Genomic DNA, 20902 nt, shown 5'->3' with positions numbered 1-20902 from the left:
TTTTCGAATGACGGAATCCCAGCAGCGGATCGTCACAGCCCAGGCAATTCCCGCACTTGTCAGCGGACAGGAACTTTATGTCAGCAGTGACGCGATCATCCAGATTGCCCGCGCGGTCGCCAGCGCAACCAACCTGGACGAGGTCGCCGCTGCCACCGCGACACTTGATGCAGTTGAAAACCAGATGAATGATCGCATTGCGGGTCTGGCCGCACTTGGCGTTGATGGCGCGATCCTTCAGCAGTTTTCCGAACAGACCGGGCATATGATCGTCAATATCCGTCGCCTTGAAGAAACCATGGGAACGGTATTTGCCAATCGCGACGAATTGAACGCGCTGCTCGACGAAGTCATTCGTGCGGCAAACGCCATTGAAGTCAGTTCGCGTGAATTGTCGACCAATGCGAATATGGCCCTGACCAACAATGCGGGCGAACTTTACAGCCTGGTTGGCAAGGAAGACAAAGAAGGCGAAATTTTCGACCTTCTTGATCAGTTGATTGATGAAGATGCCCTGACCGCACAAAGCATGTCCGAATTAAGGGCATTGGCGCTCAAAATCCCGGATCTGGCACGTATTGCAAGTTCGGCAACCGATATTGACGGGCTTGACCGGGTCAAGTTCTGGTCCAATCCGATCATCACCCAGATGTCGGCCAGTATTGCCGAAATTCCGGTCGAGGACCTTAAGACCAAGTCGGAAGAAAGTTTTGAAATTCTGGCCGCCGGTCTTGATCCCAATGGGGATACCAACCTGTTTGCATTGCGCCAACGCGCCCTTGAGCAACAGGTTACCCTGAACGATTTGCTGGCAGAAACCACAACGATTGCCAATGGCATCGGACAGACAGCCGACGAACTTCTGGCTGAAATGCGCACCAAGATCGATGTCGCCAATGCCGATGTCAGCAAAACCATCACGGTTGCTGAAACCGTCATGTTGGCAGTTGCCGCAGCGGCAATCATTATTTCGATCCTGATTGTCTGGCTGTATGTGCAGCGCAACCTTCTGGCACGCCTGATTGGTCTGAACAGGGCGATGGACCGTCTGACCAATGGCGATCTGCGCACCCCGGTTGCCGACAAGGGCAGCGATGAAATTGCCGCCATGGCGCGCGCGGTTGAAACCTTCCGCGAAAACGCGCTTGAGGCCGAAGAACTGCGGGCCCAGAACAAGGCCAACGAAGAACGCGCCGAACAGAAACGCCGCGCGGCACTTCTGGAAATGGCCGACGGGTTTGAAAGTTCGGTCAATGGCCTTGTCACCGATCTGCTGAGCCAGATCACTGAGATGCGCAACGCGGTTGACCATATGGCATCGAATGCCGGTGAAAACGTTGCGCGGGCTACGGACGTCAGCAGCGCATCACACAATGCGTCGGCAAATGTCAGTTCGGTCTCGTCCGCGACCGAGGAACTGTCTGCGTCGATCGCCGAAATCGAACGTCAGGTCAGCAAGGCCGAAGAAGTTTCACGTTCCGCCGTTGAAGAAGCCCGTCGTTCGGATGTTACCGTGCGCCAGCTCTCGGACACGGCTGAAAAAATCGGCGAGGTGATTGACCTGATCAATACCATCGCCGATCAGACCAACCTTCTGGCCCTTAACGCAACGATTGAGGCCGCCCGTGCCGGTGATGCCGGCAAAGGCTTTGCTGTTGTCGCCAATGAGGTCAAAAACCTTGCGACCCAGACCCAGCGTGCGACCGAGGATATCAGCCGTCAGATCGATGAAATGCGCACGGTTAGCGCATCCGCCGTCGAGATGATTTCTGCCATTGCCGACACCATTGGCGAGGTCGATGCGATTTCAAGTTCGATCGCAGCTGCCATGCGCCAGCAGGGATCGGCCACCGCCGAGATCGCCAACGGTTCCGAAGAAGCCGCACGCGGCGTGCGTGATGTTTCCGAAAACATGACCGAAGTCTCGCGCTCGGCCGAAGCCGTCCAGAACCTGTCGGGGAATGCACGCAGCACAGCCGAAGAACTTCTGACCAAGGCCCAGCGCCTTCAGGACGAAGCAAACGGCTTTGTCGCCCGCGTTCGCGCCGGCTAGTCCGTTCTGCCCCGATACCGGGTTTCGATCCGATGAAACAAATAAAACCCCGCCAGATTTCTGGCGGGGTTTTCGATTATTGATCCGGTTTTGATCCGGGTCTGTCATCATCATGCGGTGCCGGGTCGCTGATCCCGGATCCTGCGTCGACGCTGCGTCTTAGACGAAGCGGCGGAATTCGCCGGATTTGCGCGGCGGACAGAACCGTTTCAGATAGGACGGTGCCACGGCCTCAAGACTGTTGGGGGTAATTCCCAGTTCGGCAAAGCCGGCCGCACCTTCGGAGACGACATTATCAACCTTGAGCAACCGGACCTGATCAGGGGTGATCGGCGGGACTGGCAGGAATTGAAGGAAGAATGCCTTGATCGATGCCAGCCAGAACGGCACGGGCATCAGGATCGCGCGCTGACGGGTGATGCGCAACATGTCGCGCAGAAGACCCATAAAGGAATAGGTTTCCGGCCCGCCCAGTTCAAAGGTCTTGCCTGCAAGGCCTGCATCGCAAACAGCAGCAACAAAGGCATCCGCCACATCGCCAACGTAAACCGGCTGGAATTTCGGACCACCATCACCAAGAATATCGACCTTGCCTTCGCCAAGGTCGACCTTGGGCAGGCCCGGCGCACCGATCACCGGCAGAACCGGCGAGAACCGCGCCATGGTCGCGAATTTGTTCAGGAAATTGTCATTCGGGCCAAAGATCACCGACGGACGGAAGATCACGGCAGTCGGGAAAACTTCGCGCACCGCATTTTCGCCAGCCAGCTTCGAGGTCGCGTAATTGGCCGAGCTGTTCTTATCAACGCCCAGGGCCGACATATGCACAAAGGTTTTAACGCCGCATGCCTTGGCTTCTTCGGCAATACGTTTGGCCGCCTTGACGTGAATGTTCAGGAAGTTGCTGCTGCCGCGTTCATAAAGAATGCCCAAAAGGTTGATCACGGCTTCTGATCCGTCAATCGCACCCTTGATGCTGTCTTCGTTGCGGACATCGCAATGAACAGGAACGACTTGCCCCAGATAGCCCATCGGTTTGAGCTTTTTGACCCGCTCGAAACTTCTGGTCGGAACACGAACGATAAAGTCACGTTCAAGCAGACGTTTGACGATATGACGTCCAACAAATCCGGTGCCGCCAAAGACGGTTACGATACGACGTTCCATGCTTGCTCTCTCCTTGCCGGTGACACCAGGTCCGGGATTTTCAGGGACTTGCGGGTGCCAACTGCCGTGACGACCGGTTCAGCAGACCGGCCCGATCCGAATACGATCCTGTGGACAATCATATGGTGCCCATCGCGAAGACGATATGATTGTCCGCAGGCACTTGGGTTATATACGACCCTTAATCCGCGTCAACAATGCGGTTTTGTTAAACAATTTCCTGCTCGGCGTCGATTTTGGCCAATATTCCGTCCAAAAGAGCCATCAGACCCGCCCGGTAATCCCGATAGCGCAGCGTAACCCCCAATTCGTCCTTGATCCGTGCATTGCAGACACGTTTGTTATCTTCATAAAAGCTTGCGGCCATCGGGCTGAGCTTTGCGGTGGCAAAGTCTTCTTCGGTCGGGGGATCCACGCCAAGCAACCCGCAAGCATAGGCAATCACATCCTGTGGCGGGGCGGCATCATCATCGCACACATTGTAAACAGCGCCACAATCGGGCTTTCTGATTGATGCCAGAACCGTCTGGGCGATGTCTTCGACATGGATGCGTGAAAAGACCTGACCGGGTTTGACGATCCGGCGTGCGCGGCCCGATCGCACTGTTTCAAGTGCATTGCGCCCCGGTCCGTATATCCCCGCCAGCCGGAAACTGTGCACACAAAGACCGTGCCGACGCCCCAGATCAAACCATGCCTTTTCCGCAGCAACCCGGCGGCGGCCGCGCTTGCCACTTGGCAAAAGGTCGTCTTCTTCGGTGACTTCGCCGCCGTTGCGATCGCCATAAACGCCGGTGGTCGACAAATAGCCGATCCATGTGCCTTCGGGCAGGGCCGCAAGATCGGCGCCATGATGACGGATCACCGGGTCACCATCCCCGCCGGGCGGGGCCGAAACCAGAACATGCGTAACACCGTCCAGTGCCGATCTGATATCGTCAACGGGCTGATCATCCCCAAAAACAAATGGCTCGATCCCCTGGGTTGCAAGCAATCTTGCCTTATCGGCACTGCGCGTGGTTCCGGCAATTTTCCAGCCATCTTCGCGCAATTGATCCGCCACAAGACGTGCGGAAAAACCCAGTCCGAAACAAAACAGCTTATTGGTCATCAAGGCACCTGTATTTGATGGGTGATCGTCCCTGTGCGCACAGTAGCGATGCCAGGCCTGCTGTTCAAAACCTTTTGCCGTGATGTTTCGGGGCCTTGTGCCACAAACCATTTACAAGACAATCATTATCTTGCCGTTTTCATCATGTTTGTTGGCGAGATGGGCATTCGGGCATGGTGGATCATTACCATCGTGCCTATGCTGTTATCGACCCGATCCTGCCAGAAACGGAGCTTTTGACGCCATGTCACATTTTCGCGGCCTTTCGACCCTTTCGCGCGCCACCGGCACGCTTTTCCTGGCGGGTTTCGTCAGCATCTGGGCGGCCCCGAACCTGTATGCACAGTCTGGCAGCGGATCAGATACCAACGGAACATTGTCGCTTGAGGAAAAGCAGCAATATCAGGACTGCATCAAGCTGGCCCAGCTTAAGCCCGAAGACGGATTTGAAAGTGCTATTGCCTGGCGCGACATGGGTGGCGGAGAACCGGCGCGCCATTGCGTTGCCGTGGCACTGATATCACTTGGCAAATATGAAGAAGCCGCAACCCGGCTTGATGCATTGGCCAAGGACAGCACCGCAGACCCCGGTGTTGTTGCCGGCATGCTGGCCCAGGCCGGTCAGGCCTGGATGATGGCAAACAATCTTGAATTTGCCTGGCGTGATCAGAGCCGCGCACTCGAACTTGTGCCCAATAACCCGCAATTGTGGGTCGATCGCGCGATGGCGCTTGGCCTTGCCGGGCAGTATTGGGATGCGATCGACGATCTGAACAAGTCGCTTGATCTTGATCCCAATCAGGCAGATGTCCTGATCTATCGGGCGTCGGCATGGCGAATGCTTGAAAGCTATGACCTTGCCATGACCGATGTTGAAAATGCGCTGGTGATTGAACCGAACAACGTTCAGGCCTTGTTTGAACGCGGAAAACTGTACCAGATCGCCGGGAAAAATGACCTGGCGCGACGCGACTGGCTAAATGTCATAGAAAATTCAAACGGAACCCCTGTCGCAGATGCGGCAAAAGCGAATATAGAAAAGATGGATGTTCGTACCGGTTCAGATTAAATGCATCATGCTCCGGGTTTGCCGAAACCAGCATCCTTTGTATATGTCTGGTGATCAGTGATCCCGGATTTGACCGGACACCATTTTGGGGGACGAAATGCGTCGCACGTTTGCCGTGACTGCCATGGCCGCATCTATTGCACTTGTTTCTGTTGTTTCAGCGGCACAGGCACGTGATCAGGTTCGTATTGTCGGGTCTTCGACAATTTTTCCGCTGACCACCAAGGTCGCAGAACATTTTGCCAGAACAACCGGCGAACCGGCCCCGGTGGTCGAAAGCACCGGTTCAGGCGGCGGCTTCAAACTGTTCTGTGGCGGTGTTGGCGAACAATATCCCGATATCGTTGATGCATCGCGTCCGATTTCCGGGTCCGAAACCGCGATTTGTGCGGCCAATTCGGTCCGCAAGATCAGTGAAATCAAGATCGGCTATGACGGTATTGTCTTGCTGGGATCGCGTGAAGCCCCGACCATGTCGCTTACCGCCCGCCAGCTTTATCTGGCACTGGCACGAACCATTCCGGTCAATGGCGCAAGCGTTCCCAACCCGAATGTCAAATGGTCCGATGTCGATCCGTCGCTTCCCGATCTGAAAATCCGGGTTTATGGCCCGCCGCCGACATCGGGCACCCGTGACCTGATGGGGCAGCTTCTGCTTGATAAGGGTTGTTCGACCTTTGCCGATATCGCAAGTCTTGAATCGTCCGACCCCGACAGCTTCCGTTTGTTGTGCCGGACCATCCGCGAAGACGGTGCCTATATCGAAGCCGGGGAAAATGACCGCCTTGTGATCAGCAAGCTTGAAAAGGATCCGACATCCTATGGGGTGATGGGCTTTAACAATCTTGAGCGTAACCGTGAAAAGCTTCGCGGCATTACCATCAACGGCATTGAACCGGATTATGAAACCATCCTTGATGGCAGCTATCCGGGGTCCCGCGCGCTTTATCTTTACGTCAAGGATGACCACGAACAGCTTGTGCGGTCATTGGGGGCGTTCGTATCGACCTATGTGTCCGAGGCCGTCATTGGCGAGGACGGGCTTCTGGTTGAAAACGGTCTGGTACCGCTGACCGAAGAAGAACGTCAGGAAACCCTGGCCACATCGAAGAAATTTGCGGCCCACTAAGCGCCGAATTTATCCAAGCATCAAAACGGCCGGGCATCAGTCCGGCCGTTTTGCCATCCAGACCTGATTGCTGGCATATCGCGGCGGACTGCCGTTGAAATCAGAAAATTCCGTTATCGAAACAAAACCCGAAAGTTCCAGCATCAGTCGCATTTCACTGCGTGTAATCCAGCGCAGATGATGCCAGGCCTCTTCGCGGCGCCGCACATCACCGTCAGGACCGATTTCCTCAAACCGCCAATGTTCGCTGAACCGCTGGGTCAGGGGGTCATTGGTGCGTTCCATCGCAGTGATCCGCAATCGGCTGTCCGGCCTGCCAACACCATCAGGCATCGGAAAGACCGGCAGTTCGACAAAATCCGGATCACCTTCGGGCAGGCAATAGCGCAAATCCGGATCCATCAGATCAAGAGCAAGTGCCCCGCCAGGTTTGAGATGGGCAAAGGCACGGTCTAGGGCACGTCTTTGATCGGTGATATCGGTGACTTCCTGAAGCCCGCGAAACGGGATGATAACAAGATCAAAAACCCGGCCCAGATCAAAGTCGCACATATTGCCAGGATGCCAGTCAATATCGGGATAGTTCGCGCGTGCCTGATCAAGCATCGCCGGCGACAGATCAAGCCCGGTTACCGCAATCCCGAGACGCGCAATCGCGGCACTGATACGCCCGGTACCACAGCCCAGTTCAAGAACGCCATACCCGGTCGCAAGGCTTTTTGCAAGACGGGTATAGAATGGAACGGGATCATCAAAAAACTTGCGATCAAGATCAGCACGAAGATCGTAACTTGCCGTATTCAGGCTTCCCGCAGGGTAGAATTCATCTGAATTGGATGAATTCGTCATTCAAAATCCAGTTCGGCATAGTGACTGGATGGTGGGAAACTTGCCTGTCGGTCGGCAAGAATGTCGCGCATGGACGGGCGGCTTTTGATCCGCATGTACCAGTCCTTGGCACGCGGATGTTTGGACCAGTTGATATCGCCCATATAGTCGATCACCGACACCTGTGCCGCGGCCGCCAGATCAGCCATGGTCAGGTGATCCCCGGCAAGCCAGTTCCGGCGTTCAAACAACCAGCCGATATAATCAAGATGATAGGCCGCATTGGTGCGCCCGGCGCGCAGGACCTTGGTATCGGGAGTGCCGGTTGAAAAGAACCGCTTAAGCAGCTTCTCACCAAGCAGATGGTCGGTGACCTCACGGTTGAACTTGCCGTCAAACCACGCAACAAGACGGCGGATTTCCGCACGTTCCTTGGGATTTGATCCAAACAGTCTGGGTTCTTCGTCAGAAATCTCGTCGAGATATTCGCAAATCACGGTCGAGTCACACAGAACGGTGCCGTCTTCGTCCTCAAGCACGGGTACTTCGCCGGCCGGATTGAGCAACAGGAATTCGTCGCGCCGTTCCCATACCGGTTCGGCTTTCAGTTCGAATTCTAGTTTTTTCTCGGCAAGGACCAGGCGCACTTTGCGCGAAAATGGTGAGAGCCAAAAATGATATAACTGACGCATAGACGTGAAGATACCCGACCAAGGATGAACGTTTTGCAAAGACCCGCCAGCACTGTGAGGGCATCGGCAATACGGCAATTCATAAAGTTCATTTCAGAACCGGAATTGCGAAATCTGTCAAACCACGCAACAGGGCGGAAGTAAAGGCCTTCCACGCAATTGTTGTGTGATTTTCACCCTTTTGCCAAACAGCACGGATCGAAAGTCCGACAAACGGCTATTTGGTCCGGCTTCTGGCCAATTCAAGCAGGCCATCAAGGTCGAGACAGGCTTCGAGATGATCGGCCAATTCATCAAGAGCAGCATCGACTCCGGCTTCGAAATCATGCAAGGCGACACGATCATTCCCGCCAAGCGATGCCAGAAGGTTCTGACGAAAGGCGTCACTACCAAAAAGGCCGTGTAAATAGCACCCCATCACGCGCCCGTTCGTGCTGATTGCGCCATCGGGTTCGGCAATCCCGGCCAGCGCCAGCCAGCCCCGTGCCCGATCGGGGCCATCGGTTCGGCCCATATGGATTTCATAGCCGTTCACCGCGACATCGGCAGAAAACAGCGCCCCGGATGACGGGGCATGGGACATGACGGTCAGCCCGTCAGTCTTGCGCAAGGTCTTGTCACCAGCCATGACGGTTTCAACATCAAGCAATCCCAGACCGGTTTCACTGCCCGGTTCGCCTTCGACACCGTCGGGGTCATGAACCATGCGTCCCAGCATCTGATAGCCGCCACAAATGCCGATAACCGCCCCGCCGCGCCGGTGGTGGGCCAGAATGTCGATATCCCAGCCCTGTTCCTTTAAAAAACGCAGATCGGCCATGGTCGATTTTGACCCGGGCAGCAGCACCAGATCGCAATCAGCCGGGATCACCTGACCCGGTTTGATCACCAGAAGTTCGACATCTGCCTCGGCAGCAAGCGGATCAAGATCGTCAAAATTGGCGATGCGCGGCAAATGCGGCACGGCAATGCGGATCTCAGGACCAGACACACCATCTTGCTTACGTTGATATTTCCCGGCCTTTTCAAGCGCCACGCCATCTTCGGCGGGCAATTTATGGGCACCGGGCCAGTACGTTGCGATACCGTAACTTTTTAAGCCGCAGGTCTGTTCAATGATGTCGGTTGCCGATGCAAACAGTGACACATCACCGCGAAACTTGTTGATGACATAGCCACACAGCCATTCGCGATCACTATCAGACAGCAGGGCGTGGGTCCCGACGATCGATGCAATCACCCCGCCGCGATCAATGTCGCCAACCAGAATAACCGGCACACCGGCGGCCTCGGCAAAGCCCATATTGGCGATATCGGATGCCCGCAGATTGACCTCGGCCGGGGATCCGGCACCTTCGACCAGAACAAGATCGGCATCATTTGCCATGATCTCGAAACTTTCGATCACCCTTGGCAGAAGGTCGCGTTTAAGGCGGTAATAGTCGCGGGCCTTGGCACTGGTCAGCACTTTGCCCTGCACCACGACTTGGGCGCCAATATCGCTTTGTGGTTTGAGCAAAACCGGGTTCATATGCACCGTGGTCGGCACACCGGCGGCCCGGGCCTGAAGCGCCTGCGCACGGCCGATTTCCCCGCCATCGTCGGTGACCGCAGCATTGTTGGACATGTTTTGCGGTTTGAACGGACGCACGCGAAGCCCGCGACGTGCAAAAGCACGGCACAATCCGGCCACCAGCATTGATTTGCCGACATCCGATCCGGTCCCCTGAAGCATCAAAGCAGGAACAGATTGCGCGTTCATTCCGGTTTCAAAACTTTCATCATTGCCGTTTGAAACGACAGATCATCACAATGCGGATCAGAATTCGACACCGATCTGCGCCTTGATCCCCTGTTCGCGGAACGGATGTTTGATCATGGTCATTTCAGTTACCAGATCGGCTGCTTCGATCAGGGTATCTGGTGCATTGCGCCCGGTCAGGACAATATGCTGATCGGGCAGTTTGTTTGACAGCGCATCAAGCACATCGTCAAGCGGCAGGAAGTCGTAGCGCAGGACGATATTGATCTCGTCAAGAATGACCATGGAAAAGCTTGGATCACGCAGCATTTCCAATGCCTTGTTCCAGGCTTCACGCGCCAGTGCCACATCCTGCGCCCGGTTCTGGGTTTCCCAGGTAAAGCCGGCCCCCATAGCGTGGAATTCACAAAGATCGGGGAATTTTTTCAAAAGCTTTGCCTCGCCGGTTTCCCAGCCGCCTTTGATGAACTGTACCACGCCGACCTTCATATCATGACCGACACAGCGCATCGCCATACCAAAGGCCGAGGATGATTTCCCCTTGCCCTTGCCGGTATGGACAATGATCAGTCCTTTTTTGTCGATCTTCTGGGCCATCATCTTGTCGCGCGCGGCCTTGATTTTCTTCATTTTTTCATCGTGGCGCGCGTTGATATCGACGTCAGGCTGGCTTTTATCGGTCATGGTTTCTTCCCTTTGATATGCGTCCCCACAATGCGGCGAAAGCGCATCTTTGATCAAGGGCAGTTTTGCGGGGTTTGATCAAGTTCAAGACTTGCAATCACACCCTGAAAGCCATGGTTGCGGGCTGCCGGACAAAACCGGGCGGCATTGGCGCCTTCTTCGCGATATTCCACGGCAAAGACCGGTTTGCCATACGCAATATAGGGATCAAACGCATCCATGAAGCCCAACCGAAAGGCTGATTCAAGGATGGCAAAATCCATCAGATCAACCAGATCACCGACCAGTTCGGGGGCATTTTTCTGTCCGATAGCAAGACCGCGCTGATGGGCAAGATCAATCAGCCACCGGATATAACGCAGCTGATCGGTTCGTTTCAGGTCAAACCCGGTTGCCTTGTTGGAAAGATCGGCCTCGTAACCGTCAATATTATCGGGTTCAACACCAAGAAACCCCTTGTCCCGGCACAGATCAAATCGCGCGGTCATGACATTGGCAAAATGTTCAAACCGGGCGATATCAAGCCAGTATTCCCCGTCCCATCCCCAATAAGCATTGCCGATCACATGTTTGGGAAAATCGACGTAATCATCGCGCCAGTCTTCAAGCGCACCAACATTGATATAACAGATCGGAAAAAGCCCGGCTTCCCGCCAATCGCGTATTTGTGCTGCGGTGACTTCATAAAGATCTGCACCGATGATTTTTGAAGCAGTGACATCATCGGCAATGTCGCCCTGCAATTGCCAGTGAAATGGCCCGAACGGGACAGCAGACCAGCTGTTCTTTTGGGTTGCAACCGCATCAGATGCCATCGGCCCGATACCAGCCACCAGCAATCCCGAAAGCCAAATGCCCAGGGTAAAGATTTTCAGGCCAAACATTTTATGTGCGCGCGTCATCCGGTGCCCCGTTGTGTCAGGCGCACTTTGCCCGCCAATGGCCGGGATGACAACATCACAGCACATCGAACAGGATGATCATTGGAAGAATATCTGATGACCCACCACAAGCCCCGACACAAGAAAAGTGCGGCCCGATGACCGCACTTTTCCGCTGCCTTTGGCAGCTTCCCCCACCCACGAGACGGCTTTGCCATCCAGGGCAATGTCGAAACCCCGAAAATGTCAACACATGGTGCCCTGATTGGGGGACAGGCCAAGGTCACCAGTTACCAGATCGGCCCATTTGTCGGGCTCGCGCATATCGATATTGCGCAATTCCGGGCGGCGCATCCGGGCCTTGTTAAACAGTTGAAGCCGATCACCGGGGGACATGCGTTTCAGCCGCATCAGTGCCTTGCGCACGGTTTCATTTTGCAGCGAAACCGGGGTCTGGAAGCTGTGTTCAACCACTTCAAGACGGCGTTCAAGCCAGTCGCGACTGATGACGACTTCTTCGATCAGGGATTTGAATTCGCGGACCACCGGGAAATGGTCAAGCGCGATATGGGCAACTGAAATCGCGGTGCGCCAGACCTGACGTTCCACGCCCTGCAAATAGCGCCAATAGATTTTAACCTTGGCATCAATTTCAAAGCGGGTCTGGTCGGGACCGGGCAAATGATGGGCAAGCTCGGTCATGCCATCATGGAATTCCTCGAAGCTGACAGGGCGATGTTGCCCGTTAAAGCGTTCGCGGACATCCAGCACGGCGCGAATGGCCCCGCGGGCGGGACGATACCGGCCCTGACCGTGCAAATCTTCGCGCAGCCAGTCGGGCATATCGCAATCAGCAAGCAGGAAGTCGATAATATCTGCATGCCCTTTGTGGGCAGGCAAGGGAGTTTGCAAATAGTCAGGCAAACGAACGTTTGTCTTGTTCTCCATCGCGGCCTCCTATCCTTGTGATCACCCTGCTTCCCGGCAGGTGATCCAACAGGGGTGCCCCGTCCCTCACAACTTATTAACAGTTGGTTAATTGAGATATGGTGCGAAAACGAAACGTTTCAACTGCCCGTCTTGTTCCGGTGGTAAAATTCTTGTGAATCAAAGGACAGGGCAAGAAGTGCGTCACGCCCGATCAAGAAGGTCGGATGAAACGCTGTTGCGGCGCGGCTGCCAAAGCCCGCGTTCAATTGCCTCGCGCAGGCGATCGCGAATATCACGCAGGGCATCGGGGTTATGGGCTTCGATAAAATCGCGAACCTTGGGATCATCAAGATAGGCATCATAGACCAGGTCAAAGTGATGATCGGCCACACAGCGTGCAGTCGCGGCAAAGGCAAACAGATAATCCACCGTTGCCGCCATCTCGAACGCCCCCTTATAGCCATGGCGCATCACCCCATTGATCCATTTGGGATTGACCACGCGGGCCCGGACCACACGGGCGATTTCTTCTTCAAGTGTACGGATTTTGGGACTTTCGGGGCGGGAATGGTCGCTGTGGTAAACCGTCGGCTGCTTGCCTGACAGGTTCCGTACCGCCGATGTCATTCCGCCTTCGAATTGATAATAGTCATCGGAATCCAGCAGGTCATGTTCACGGTTATCCTGATTATGGACAATCGCATCGACATTGGATAACCGGGTTTCAAACAGCTTGCGCGCAGCAACGCCTTCGGCCCCGTTGCCATAGGCGTAGCTTCCCCATGCCAGATAGGCATCGGCAAGATCGGCTTCGTTTTCCCAAAGCTTTTCGTCAATCATTGCCTGCAAGCCCGCACCATAGGCGCCGGGTTTTGACCCAAACACGCGGAATGCGGCCTGCTGGCGGGCCTGATCGGCGGTCATCCCCTGATCGCACAGTTTCGCAGTTTCCTTGGCAATCCGCACAGCAATCGGATTGATGTCTTCGGGTTCGTCTGTTTGATCCGCGACCGCCCGGACCGCACTGTCAAACAGGTCAATCAGGCCCGGAAAGGCATCGCGGAAGAAACCCGAAATGCGCAAGGTCACATCAACCCGCGGACGGCCCAGAAGTGATGCAGGCATGATTTCAAACCCGGTCACCCGGCGCGACGCACTGTCCCAGGTCGGACGGACCCCCATAAGCGCCAGGGCCTGGGCGATGTCATCACCGCCCGTGCGCATGTTGCTTGTTCCCCAGACCGAAAGACCAAGCGCACTTGGCCATTCACCATGATCCTGAACATGGCGTTCGAGCAGCAATTCGGCCGATTTCCAACCCAACTGCCAGGCCGCAGGCGTCGGCACGGTACGGGTATCGACCGAATAGAAATTGCGCCCGGTCGGCAACACATCGGGTCGCCCACGGGTGGGTGCACCCGACGGTCCGGGCTCGACAAATTTGCCGGCAAGTCCCCGCAGGATGCCGGAAATCTCGGCCGGACCACAACCGGTTACGGCCGGGCGAATATTTGTTTCGATATCGGAAATAACATCCTTAACTGCACTCCATGACGGATCAGCCGTGACCGTGCCATTGACCAGATCCCGCGCCAGAAGCTCGATCCGCTCCACCGTATCGCCGGTTGTCCGCCACGGGCCAATGTCGCTGTCATCCTTTGTGCCATAGGCAGCAAGGATATCGGGCTTGGCACCGGGCCAAAATTCGGCAAAGGCGCAATCAAGGGGATCAAATGCCGGGTCGGCCAGGATATCCTTGGCAATTGCGCGATGCAGGGATGCCTTCGGCCCGTGATCAGCACCACGTGGCAAGCGGGCCAGCGCGACCAGCAGATCGGCCAAAAGATCACCTTCTGGCGCCTTGCCAAAGATATGAAGACCATCGCGGATCTGAAGTTCCTTAAGCTCGCACAGATAGTTATCAAGCTTGGCCAAGGCACTTTCTTCATCTTCATCCGCCTCGATCCCGCAATCACGATCAAGACCAATGCGAATGGCCAGTTCAAGAATGTCGCGTTTCAGGATCGTCAAACGGCGCGGATCGACCGCAGCAGCGTCATAATATTCATCGACCAATGCTTCGAGATCTTTGAGCGGCCCGTAACTTTCGGCACGCGTCAGGGGCGGGGTCAGATGGTCAAGAATGACCGCTTGGGCACGACGTTTGGCCTGTGTACCTTCGCCCGGGTCATTGACGATAAAGGGATAGAAATGCGGGGTCGGGCCAAAAACTGCTTCGGGGAAGCAATCCTCGGAAAGTGCCAGTGACTTGCCCGGCAACCATTCCATATTGCCATGTTTGCCAAAATGAATGATCGCATCGACGCCAAACACATGCCGCAGCCAGATGTAAAAGGCGAAATAGTTGTGCGGCGGCACCAGATCGGGCGAGTGATAGCTTTCAAGCGGATCAATGTTGTAGCCACGCGCGGGCTGCAAGCCCACAACCACATTGCCCATCGGCAGGATCGACAGGGCAAAGCTTTCCTGATCGGGCAGATAAAACGGATCGGTTTGGGGATCGCCCCAAGCCTCGATCACCTGGTTTCGGATCGATTTGGGCAGCGCGGCAAAGGCCGCTTGATACTCCGCCAGGGACAGCATTACCCGTATTTCACGCTTGGCAAGGGACTTGAAATCGTTGGTCGGCCCCGCCTTGATCGCGGCAATCAGGGCATTGCCGTCTGCCGGCAAATCGGTGATGGCGTATCCGTTTTCAAGCATGGCGCGCAGAGTTTCGATCATGCCAGCCGGCGTATCAAGCCCGACACCATTGCCCAGACGGGCATCCTTGTTGGGATAGTTGGCCATGACCATGGCGATCTTGCGATCTGCCGGGGCAGATTTGCGCAACCTGATCCAGTTGGCGGCAAGTTTTGCGGTGAAATCGACCCGATCGCGCACCGGGATATATTTGACGAGATCAATCTGGGTCAGGTCATCCTTACCCGCCGATCCCTTGAACGAAACGGCCCGGGCCAGAATACGGCCATCGACCTCGGGCAGGGCGACATTCATCGCGATATCACGGGCGGCAAGCCCGCTCACACCATCGCGCCATGCATCTTCGCTGCCACCGGACAAGACCACCTGAAAGACCGGCGCATCAACGGCATCAAACGGCCCGTCATATCGTTCCGACCCCGGAACGGAAAGCGCAAACCCGGTCGTATTCAAAATCAGATCGGCATTCGTTTCCGCAAGCCAGTCACTGACCAGCGCACTTGCCACCGGGTCCTTGAGGCTGGCGACAAAAATCGGCAACGGATTGAGATGGTTGTCGCACAATGCAGCAACCAGCGCATCTATGACGTCAAGATTTCCCGCCTGGACAAGTGATCGATAAAAAATGATCGGGGTGACCGGCTGATCGGTTTTCCAGTTTGATCTGATATCATCAAGACCGGCCTGTGACATGCCCGGCCAATATCCGCCAGCCTTGACCAACGGGGCGGCTGGCGACCAGTTCCACCGCACATCTGCATTGAGTTTTTCATAGATCAGACGCAGCAAATTTTCGGCATTTTGCGGGCCACCTTCGATCAGGTAGCGCCAGATATGCTGATATTCAGCCCCCTTGACGGTAGATAGCGACAGAAGTTCGGCATCGGGTTGATCATCACCGGGCAACAGCACCAGCGGGATATCACGCGACCGCGCCAGAGCAACCAGCTGCTCGACACCATATTCCCAATAACCGCGCCCGCCCAAGATCCGCACGATGATGAATTTGGCATCACAAAGCACATCATCGACATAAAGATCGACCGACATATTGTGACCAAGCTGCAAAAGACTGGCCAAACGCAAAGACGGAACATCTTCACCAAACGCATCTGCCAGACGTGCCTGTGCGCCGGCAAGGCAGGCAAGCTCGGACTCGGCCGCAGACAGGATGACGACATCGCCCGGTTCCTGACCAAGATCGACCGCTTCGCTGCCATCAGTGACCATGCCGGGCTGTGCTGCCAAAAGATGCATTTGAAATTCCGTCTGTTCTGTCGTCAAAAGCACCGATACCGGACGCAAAACATCCGGTATCGGTCATATGGTTTTATGTGTGCCCAATGGGCTTAGGCCGCCTTGATTGCGGCCTCGATCGCGGCACGGTCCAGACCATGCAAGCCGATCACCACCAGTTCGGAACGGCGGTTTTCCGTATCGGCCCAGGGACGGTCAAAGTAACGCTGGAAACGTTCACCGACCCCCTGAACCACATGGCGCATCGGTTTGCCCGGAACATCAAGGAAACCCTTGATGCGCAGAACATCAAATTGACGCACGATATCGATCAGGCGTTTTTCAAGGGCCGCCGGATCATTGACCGCATCAAGTGAGACAACAAAACTTTCAAAATCATCATGATCATGTTCATGACCATCATCATGATGGCTCGGGCGGCTATCAAGGTCATCCTCAGCCGCAGCACCAAGGCCCAGCAAAATGGCGTTTTCAACACGGGAATGCTCGGTCGCGATGATTTTGACCGACGGCTTTTTAAGTTCGGCGCGGATATCGGCTTCGACCTTGGTGCGTTCTTCGTCAGTCAGAAGGTCGGTCTTGTTCAGAACCACCATGTCGGCGCAATGAAGCTGTTCTTCAAACAGTTCTTCAAGCGGGCTTTCATGATCAAGGTTTTCATCAGCCTCGCGCTGGGCCTGAACCGCATGATGGTCATGGGCAAACAGCCCGTCGCGCAATGCCGCACCATCAAGAACCGCAACAACCCCGTCGACAGTCACGCGCGACCGCACTTCGGGCCAGTTGAACGCCTTGACCAACGGCTTGGGCAAGGCCAGCCCAGATGTTTCGATAACGATATGATCAGGCGGCGTATCGCGATCAATCAGGCCACGAATAGTTGGCAGAAAATCATCCGCAACCGTACAGCAGATACATCCGTTTGCCAGTTCAACCACATCATCCTCGGCACAGCCTTCGATACCACACCCGTTGATGATGCCGCGATCAACACCCAGATCGCCAAATTCATTGATGATCAGCGCAATGCGTTTGCCATTGGCATTTTCCAGCATGTTGCGGATCATGGTTGTCTTGCCAGCCCCCAAAAAGCCGGTAATGACGGTTGCCGGGATTTTACCCAATTGTGCCATTTTCAAATTCCTTGAAATTCAATCATTTAAATTGTCATTTGACCTGCATCGGAATGCCGGCAACGACAAGCGTCACCCGGTCAACCAATGCGGCAATACGTTGATGGAGACGTCCGGCATGATCGCGAAAAGCCCGCGCCATTGCATTTTCCGGGACAATCCCAAAACCGACTTCGTTTGATACCAGCAACACCGAAATGTCCAGCCCAGGCAAGTGATCACAAAGCCGGTCGATTTCAGCATCAATATCGCGATCTTCGAGCATCAGATTGGTCAGCCACAAGGTCAGGCAATCGACCAGAACCGGTTTGCCGCCCGGCTGATTGCAGGTATCGAGTGCACCGCAAAGATCAAGCGGTTCCTCGATCGTTTGCCAAAGATCGCCACGCGATTGTTTATGAAGGTCGATGCGGTTGACCATTTCATCATCCCATGCCCGACCGGTCGCGATATATGTGCCGCCGCCAGCCGCATTGATGATGTTTTCGGCGAACCGGCTTTTGCCAGATCGCGCACCGCCAAGAATCAGATGTGTCCCGCAAGGCGGGTCAGTCCGGATCATATTCTATTCCTCGCCATGGCCTCCCACCGAGGCCCGATTGCGTCGCCATCATTTGAGATGATGACACCATTCGGCTGGTTTCCTGGCTGCGGGCATGAAAGCAATCCGCCTTCCCGGTTTCCCGGTGGCTGGTGAATGGCAATACATCCACCCGGATCACCCAACCCGATACAGTTGCGGGGGCAGCATCGGCATCGCACCGATTTCCCATCACCGAACGGTGCGCCGAACCTAACAGGTTTGCCCTTGAACCCAAAGGGCATTCTCTGTCCGGACGGGTCAGCTAACCGGAAGGTCAGTATTTGTAAGAATTGCCTGCTTGAGGCCGGCCCTCCTTTAAGGGAACATAATATTATCAAGCTGGAATTAGAGTGGTAACAAATCACCTTCCAGCAAGATCACCGGGACAAAAAACATCAAAACCGGTGGGCCGCATAATTGCGGCACCAAACTCTTGGGGTTAACTGGAATTTTGCAAAATCAGATGGCAGTTTCTGCACAACTATCGAAAATCCGAAATCCGAACACACCAACCTGGACCACATCCTCGCGCAAGGATATGTGGCTTGGTCTGCTTGAACGCCTGAATTCCGACAATCGGGCCTTTCAGACGTTTCTGGAAGAATATGCGACCGGTGCGGACATCACATTGTCGCGCCGCGATGTGCGCAGCATCTTTGCACTTGATGCTTCCAAAGGGGTGATCGGCACCATCATCTGGTCCCATGCGCGCGGCATCCGCGTCAATGCGCTGTCGCTGCTTGTGCGTGATCTGCCGACGCTCATCACGTTGATGTCGATTTCGGATTTCGGCCAGGAAGAATTAAACGAATTGCTTTCCCAGCCGGGGATATCGGTCCCCACCGCCAGCAAAATGCTGTCAGCCTGTGGAAAGACCTATCGCAAGATGCCCGCAGCCATCATTGATGACAACGTCATCCAGGCGATTGAGAATACGGCTCTTTGTGAAGATTTCCCGCATGTCGCCAAATTGCGCAACAAGTCACGCAGCCGTCCGCTGCCTTATTACGAAGCCTATTTGAAAGACGTGACTGCGATCTGCGAAAAGCACGACATCACCGCAGATATGCTTGATCGCTATCTGGCCGAACATGCGCTTGAAGATCTTCCCTTGAATTCCGAGCTGCAAACGGCCTGATTGTTGCTGACAAGCCAGTTTACGGCACCGGAATGGTCACGACATCCACATCCTGACGGCATCGTTCCACATCGGATCGATGCCGTTTATATTTTCTGTCAAAATCATCCAAAGCTTTGATTGACCGCGGTGACACGCCAGCCGGGCTGATCGACACCGTCGATATATTCCAGTCTGGTCAGACTCAGCGTATCGACATGAAATGACAATGCCGCTTCAAGTGACAGCCCCAGCGCATTGGCCATGATCGCACGGATGGTACCTCCATGGACCACTGCAACAATGTCGCGGCCCGCCCAGTAGCTGGTGGCGTGGGTGAAAACCGGACCGACCCGCTCGACCATATCGGCAAAGCTTTCACCATTTGGCGGCTGCTGTCGGGCGAAATCGGTCCAGAATTGCGTGGTTTCGCCTTTCGGAAGGTCGTTCCAGTGCTGAAGCTCCCAGGCCCCGAAATGTTGCTCGGCAAAGCCGCTTTCGCGGGTCGGGGTGATGTCTTCGTCGATCAGTTCCTGAAGCTTGAGCGCGGTATCAAGCGTCCGTGACAGATGGCTGGTCATCCAGACCGCATCGCGGGGCAAGTGCCGCGCCACCGCACGCAGTTTTTTTTCATCAGACAGATCAACCTGCATGTCGCTTCGGCCATAGACCAGACGTTCCGGGTTTTGCACCGGCGCGTGACGCACCAGCCACCAGCGCGTTGTCTTGATTTTGGTCATGCTTTCCCCGGTTTGTTCGGACATTGGCAGTCAATCATGGTCGTTTTGATCAATCAGCAAAGTTCCTGGCTATGCCATTACGGCAATGAATCCGATACCGGCAAACAGTTCGGCACAGATTTGGGTTGCCCCCAACACATCGCCGGTCTGGCCACCGATTTGTGATCTGGCAACCATTGCGACGATCAGGATCGCGATCATCACACCGACGATTACCGCAAACATCGCACCGATACCGCCCAATACCAGAACAATGGCGCTGGCAATGGCAAACCCGACCAGAACCGGAAGCCATCCGGGCCGCCCGGCCCCTTTGCCCAGTCCGTTATCCCGCGCTGGCGGCAATATGCGCATAACAACCGGCATTGCCGCACGGGAAATAACCGCCATGATCAGAAACAGGATACCGGCCTGTCCGATTTCCGCCGCAGCCGTAATCAGAACCAGCCGCAAACCCAGCGTCAAAATCAGCATGACAACCGCATAGGTCCCGACAGTGCTGTCGCGCATGATTTCAAGTTTGCGGTCGCGGTCCATCCCGCCGCCAAAGCCGTCTGCACAATCGGCAATGCCGTCTTCGTGCATCGCGCCGCTCAGCAACACCATCGCTGCGATGGCAAAGATCGCATAGACAAGGGGATTTCCCGTCAGAAAATCGACAAGCATCGCCGGTAGCAATGCCAGGCCCGCCAGAACCAGCCCGACAAGTGGCCAGCACCAGACAGATCGCGCGATCAGAGCCGCCCGGAAATCACCAACCGGGGGCAACGGCACCCGGCTGAGCAATGCCATAGCACACCAGAAATCGGATAAAACCGACGCATCAACAGACGTTTTATCCGCATCATCATGCCGATCACCTGTCGGTGTATCTGTGCTTTGCATGTTTGTTTCGTTTTGGTTATGATCTTCGGACACCATGAAATTCCGATTTTCGAACTGGCAATCTGTTGCGCATAGGCCTAGTTTGGGGCCGATTTTATTGGGGTTCTTCAGTTCACCGCGAAACCGAAGCCATCCCGGATCCGGGACCGGCAGACCG

Annotated in this window: 17 protein-coding genes and 1 riboswitch; of the genes, 4 read left to right on the top strand and 13 right to left on the bottom strand. The window is 55.3% G+C overall.

Annotation, left to right across the window (positions count from 1 at the left end):
• Positions 1-7: 7 nt before the first annotated feature.
• On the top strand, positions 8-2053 hold the full coding sequence (locus WA429_RS14265; protein ID WP_287464660.1) for a methyl-accepting chemotaxis protein: 2046 nt from the start codon (positions 8-10) through the stop codon (positions 2051-2053).
• A gap of 159 nt (positions 2054-2212) precedes the next feature.
• On the opposite strand, the gene WA429_RS14260 is transcribed toward WA429_RS14265, so the two are convergent.
• Positions 2213-3220, bottom strand: coding sequence for a complex I NDUFA9 subunit family protein (locus WA429_RS14260; RefSeq protein ID WP_101246814.1), 1008 nt, complete (start codon positions 3218-3220; stop codon positions 2213-2215).
• Between the two features lie 208 nt (positions 3221-3428).
• The gene (locus WA429_RS14255) at positions 3429-4331 is read right to left on the bottom strand and encodes an SDR family oxidoreductase (protein WP_287464658.1); all 903 of its coding nucleotides are present in this window, start codon (positions 4329-4331) and stop codon (positions 3429-3431) included.
• A gap of 244 nt (positions 4332-4575) precedes the next feature.
• Here WA429_RS14255 and WA429_RS14250 point away from each other — a divergent pair, with 244 nt between their 5' ends.
• Together WA429_RS14250 and WA429_RS14245 are read left to right on the top strand one after the other, a co-directional pair.
• Positions 4576-5400, top strand: coding sequence for a tetratricopeptide repeat protein (locus WA429_RS14250; protein ID WP_250280975.1), 825 nt, complete (start codon positions 4576-4578; stop codon positions 5398-5400).
• 97 nt (positions 5401-5497) lie between these two features.
• Positions 5498-6529 (top strand): substrate-binding domain-containing protein, encoded by a 1032-nt coding sequence (locus WA429_RS14245; RefSeq protein ID WP_114112201.1) that lies wholly within the window; start codon positions 5498-5500, stop codon positions 6527-6529.
• Between the two features lie 36 nt (positions 6530-6565).
• On the opposite strand, the gene WA429_RS14240 is transcribed toward WA429_RS14245, so the two are convergent.
• From WA429_RS14240 to cobU, 9 genes are all read right to left on the bottom strand, one after another.
• Positions 6566-7378, bottom strand: a complete 813-nt coding sequence (locus WA429_RS14240) for a class I SAM-dependent methyltransferase (protein WP_287464656.1) — start codon at positions 7376-7378, stop codon at positions 6566-6568.
• The gene (locus WA429_RS14235) at positions 7375-8049 is read right to left on the bottom strand and encodes a glutathione S-transferase family protein (RefSeq protein ID WP_101246809.1); all 675 of its coding nucleotides are present in this window, start codon (positions 8047-8049) and stop codon (positions 7375-7377) included. The genes WA429_RS14240 and WA429_RS14235 overlap by 4 nt, the downstream gene beginning before the upstream one ends.
• A 217-nt stretch (positions 8050-8266) precedes the next feature.
• A complete protein-coding gene (locus WA429_RS14230) occupies positions 8267-9811 on the bottom strand; it encodes a cobyric acid synthase (RefSeq protein WP_287464655.1) in 1545 nt (514 codons plus the stop codon).
• 57 nt (positions 9812-9868) lie between these two features.
• A complete protein-coding gene (gene cobO / locus WA429_RS14225; protein ID WP_101247040.1) occupies positions 9869-10495 on the bottom strand; it encodes a cob(I)yrinic acid a,c-diamide adenosyltransferase in 627 nt (208 codons plus the stop codon).
• Between the two features lie 53 nt (positions 10496-10548).
• The gene (locus WA429_RS14220; protein WP_287464654.1) at positions 10549-11397 is read right to left on the bottom strand and encodes an endo alpha-1,4 polygalactosaminidase; all 849 of its coding nucleotides are present in this window, start codon (positions 11395-11397) and stop codon (positions 10549-10551) included.
• A 225-nt stretch (positions 11398-11622) separates the two neighbouring features.
• Positions 11623-12324 carry a hypothetical protein gene (locus tag WA429_RS14215; protein ID WP_228194964.1) on the bottom strand — a complete coding sequence of 234 codons (702 nt, stop codon included), beginning with the start codon at positions 12322-12324 and terminating at the stop codon, positions 11623-11625.
• Positions 12325-12507: 183 nt separating this feature from the next.
• Positions 12508-16287: a cobaltochelatase subunit CobN gene (gene cobN, locus WA429_RS14210; protein WP_287464653.1), complete on the bottom strand. Its 3780-nt coding sequence runs from the start codon at positions 16285-16287 to the stop codon at positions 12508-12510.
• Between the two features lie 92 nt (positions 16288-16379).
• Positions 16380-17420 (bottom strand): cobalamin biosynthesis protein CobW, encoded by a 1041-nt coding sequence (gene cobW / locus WA429_RS14205; RefSeq protein ID WP_287464652.1) that lies wholly within the window; start codon positions 17418-17420, stop codon positions 16380-16382.
• A gap of 34 nt (positions 17421-17454) precedes the next feature.
• On the bottom strand, positions 17455-17982 hold the full coding sequence (cobU, locus tag WA429_RS14200) for a bifunctional adenosylcobinamide kinase/adenosylcobinamide-phosphate guanylyltransferase (protein ID WP_287464651.1): 528 nt from the start codon (positions 17980-17982) through the stop codon (positions 17455-17457).
• A 55-nt stretch (positions 17983-18037) separates the two neighbouring features.
• Positions 18038-18215: riboswitch (cobalamin riboswitch) on the bottom strand.
• A gap of 251 nt (positions 18216-18466) precedes the next feature.
• On the opposite strand from cobU, the gene WA429_RS14195 reads away from it, so the two are divergent.
• Entirely contained in the window at positions 18467-19141 is a 675-nt protein-coding gene (locus WA429_RS14195) for a hypothetical protein (RefSeq protein WP_101246804.1), read from the top strand.
• Positions 19142-19245: 104 nt separating this feature from the next.
• Here the strand turns inward: WA429_RS14195 and WA429_RS14190 are convergent, their stop codons facing one another.
• Together WA429_RS14190 and cobS are read right to left on the bottom strand one after the other, a co-directional pair.
• On the bottom strand, positions 19246-19884 hold the full coding sequence (locus WA429_RS14190; protein ID WP_287464650.1) for a histidine phosphatase family protein: 639 nt from the start codon (positions 19882-19884) through the stop codon (positions 19246-19248).
• A gap of 45 nt (positions 19885-19929) precedes the next feature.
• Positions 19930-20745 carry an adenosylcobinamide-GDP ribazoletransferase gene (gene cobS, locus WA429_RS14185; protein WP_287464649.1) on the bottom strand — a complete coding sequence of 272 codons (816 nt, stop codon included), beginning with the start codon at positions 20743-20745 and terminating at the stop codon, positions 19930-19932.
• Between the last annotated feature and the right edge of the window lie 157 nt (positions 20746-20902).

Source organism: Thalassospira sp. CH_XMU1420-2 (assembly GCF_037029325.1).
Lineage (GTDB): Bacteria > Pseudomonadota > Alphaproteobacteria > Rhodospirillales > Thalassospiraceae > Thalassospira > Thalassospira povalilytica.
Note: the sequence above shows the minus strand (reverse complement) of the source record. Positions and strands in the feature narration are given on the sequence as shown.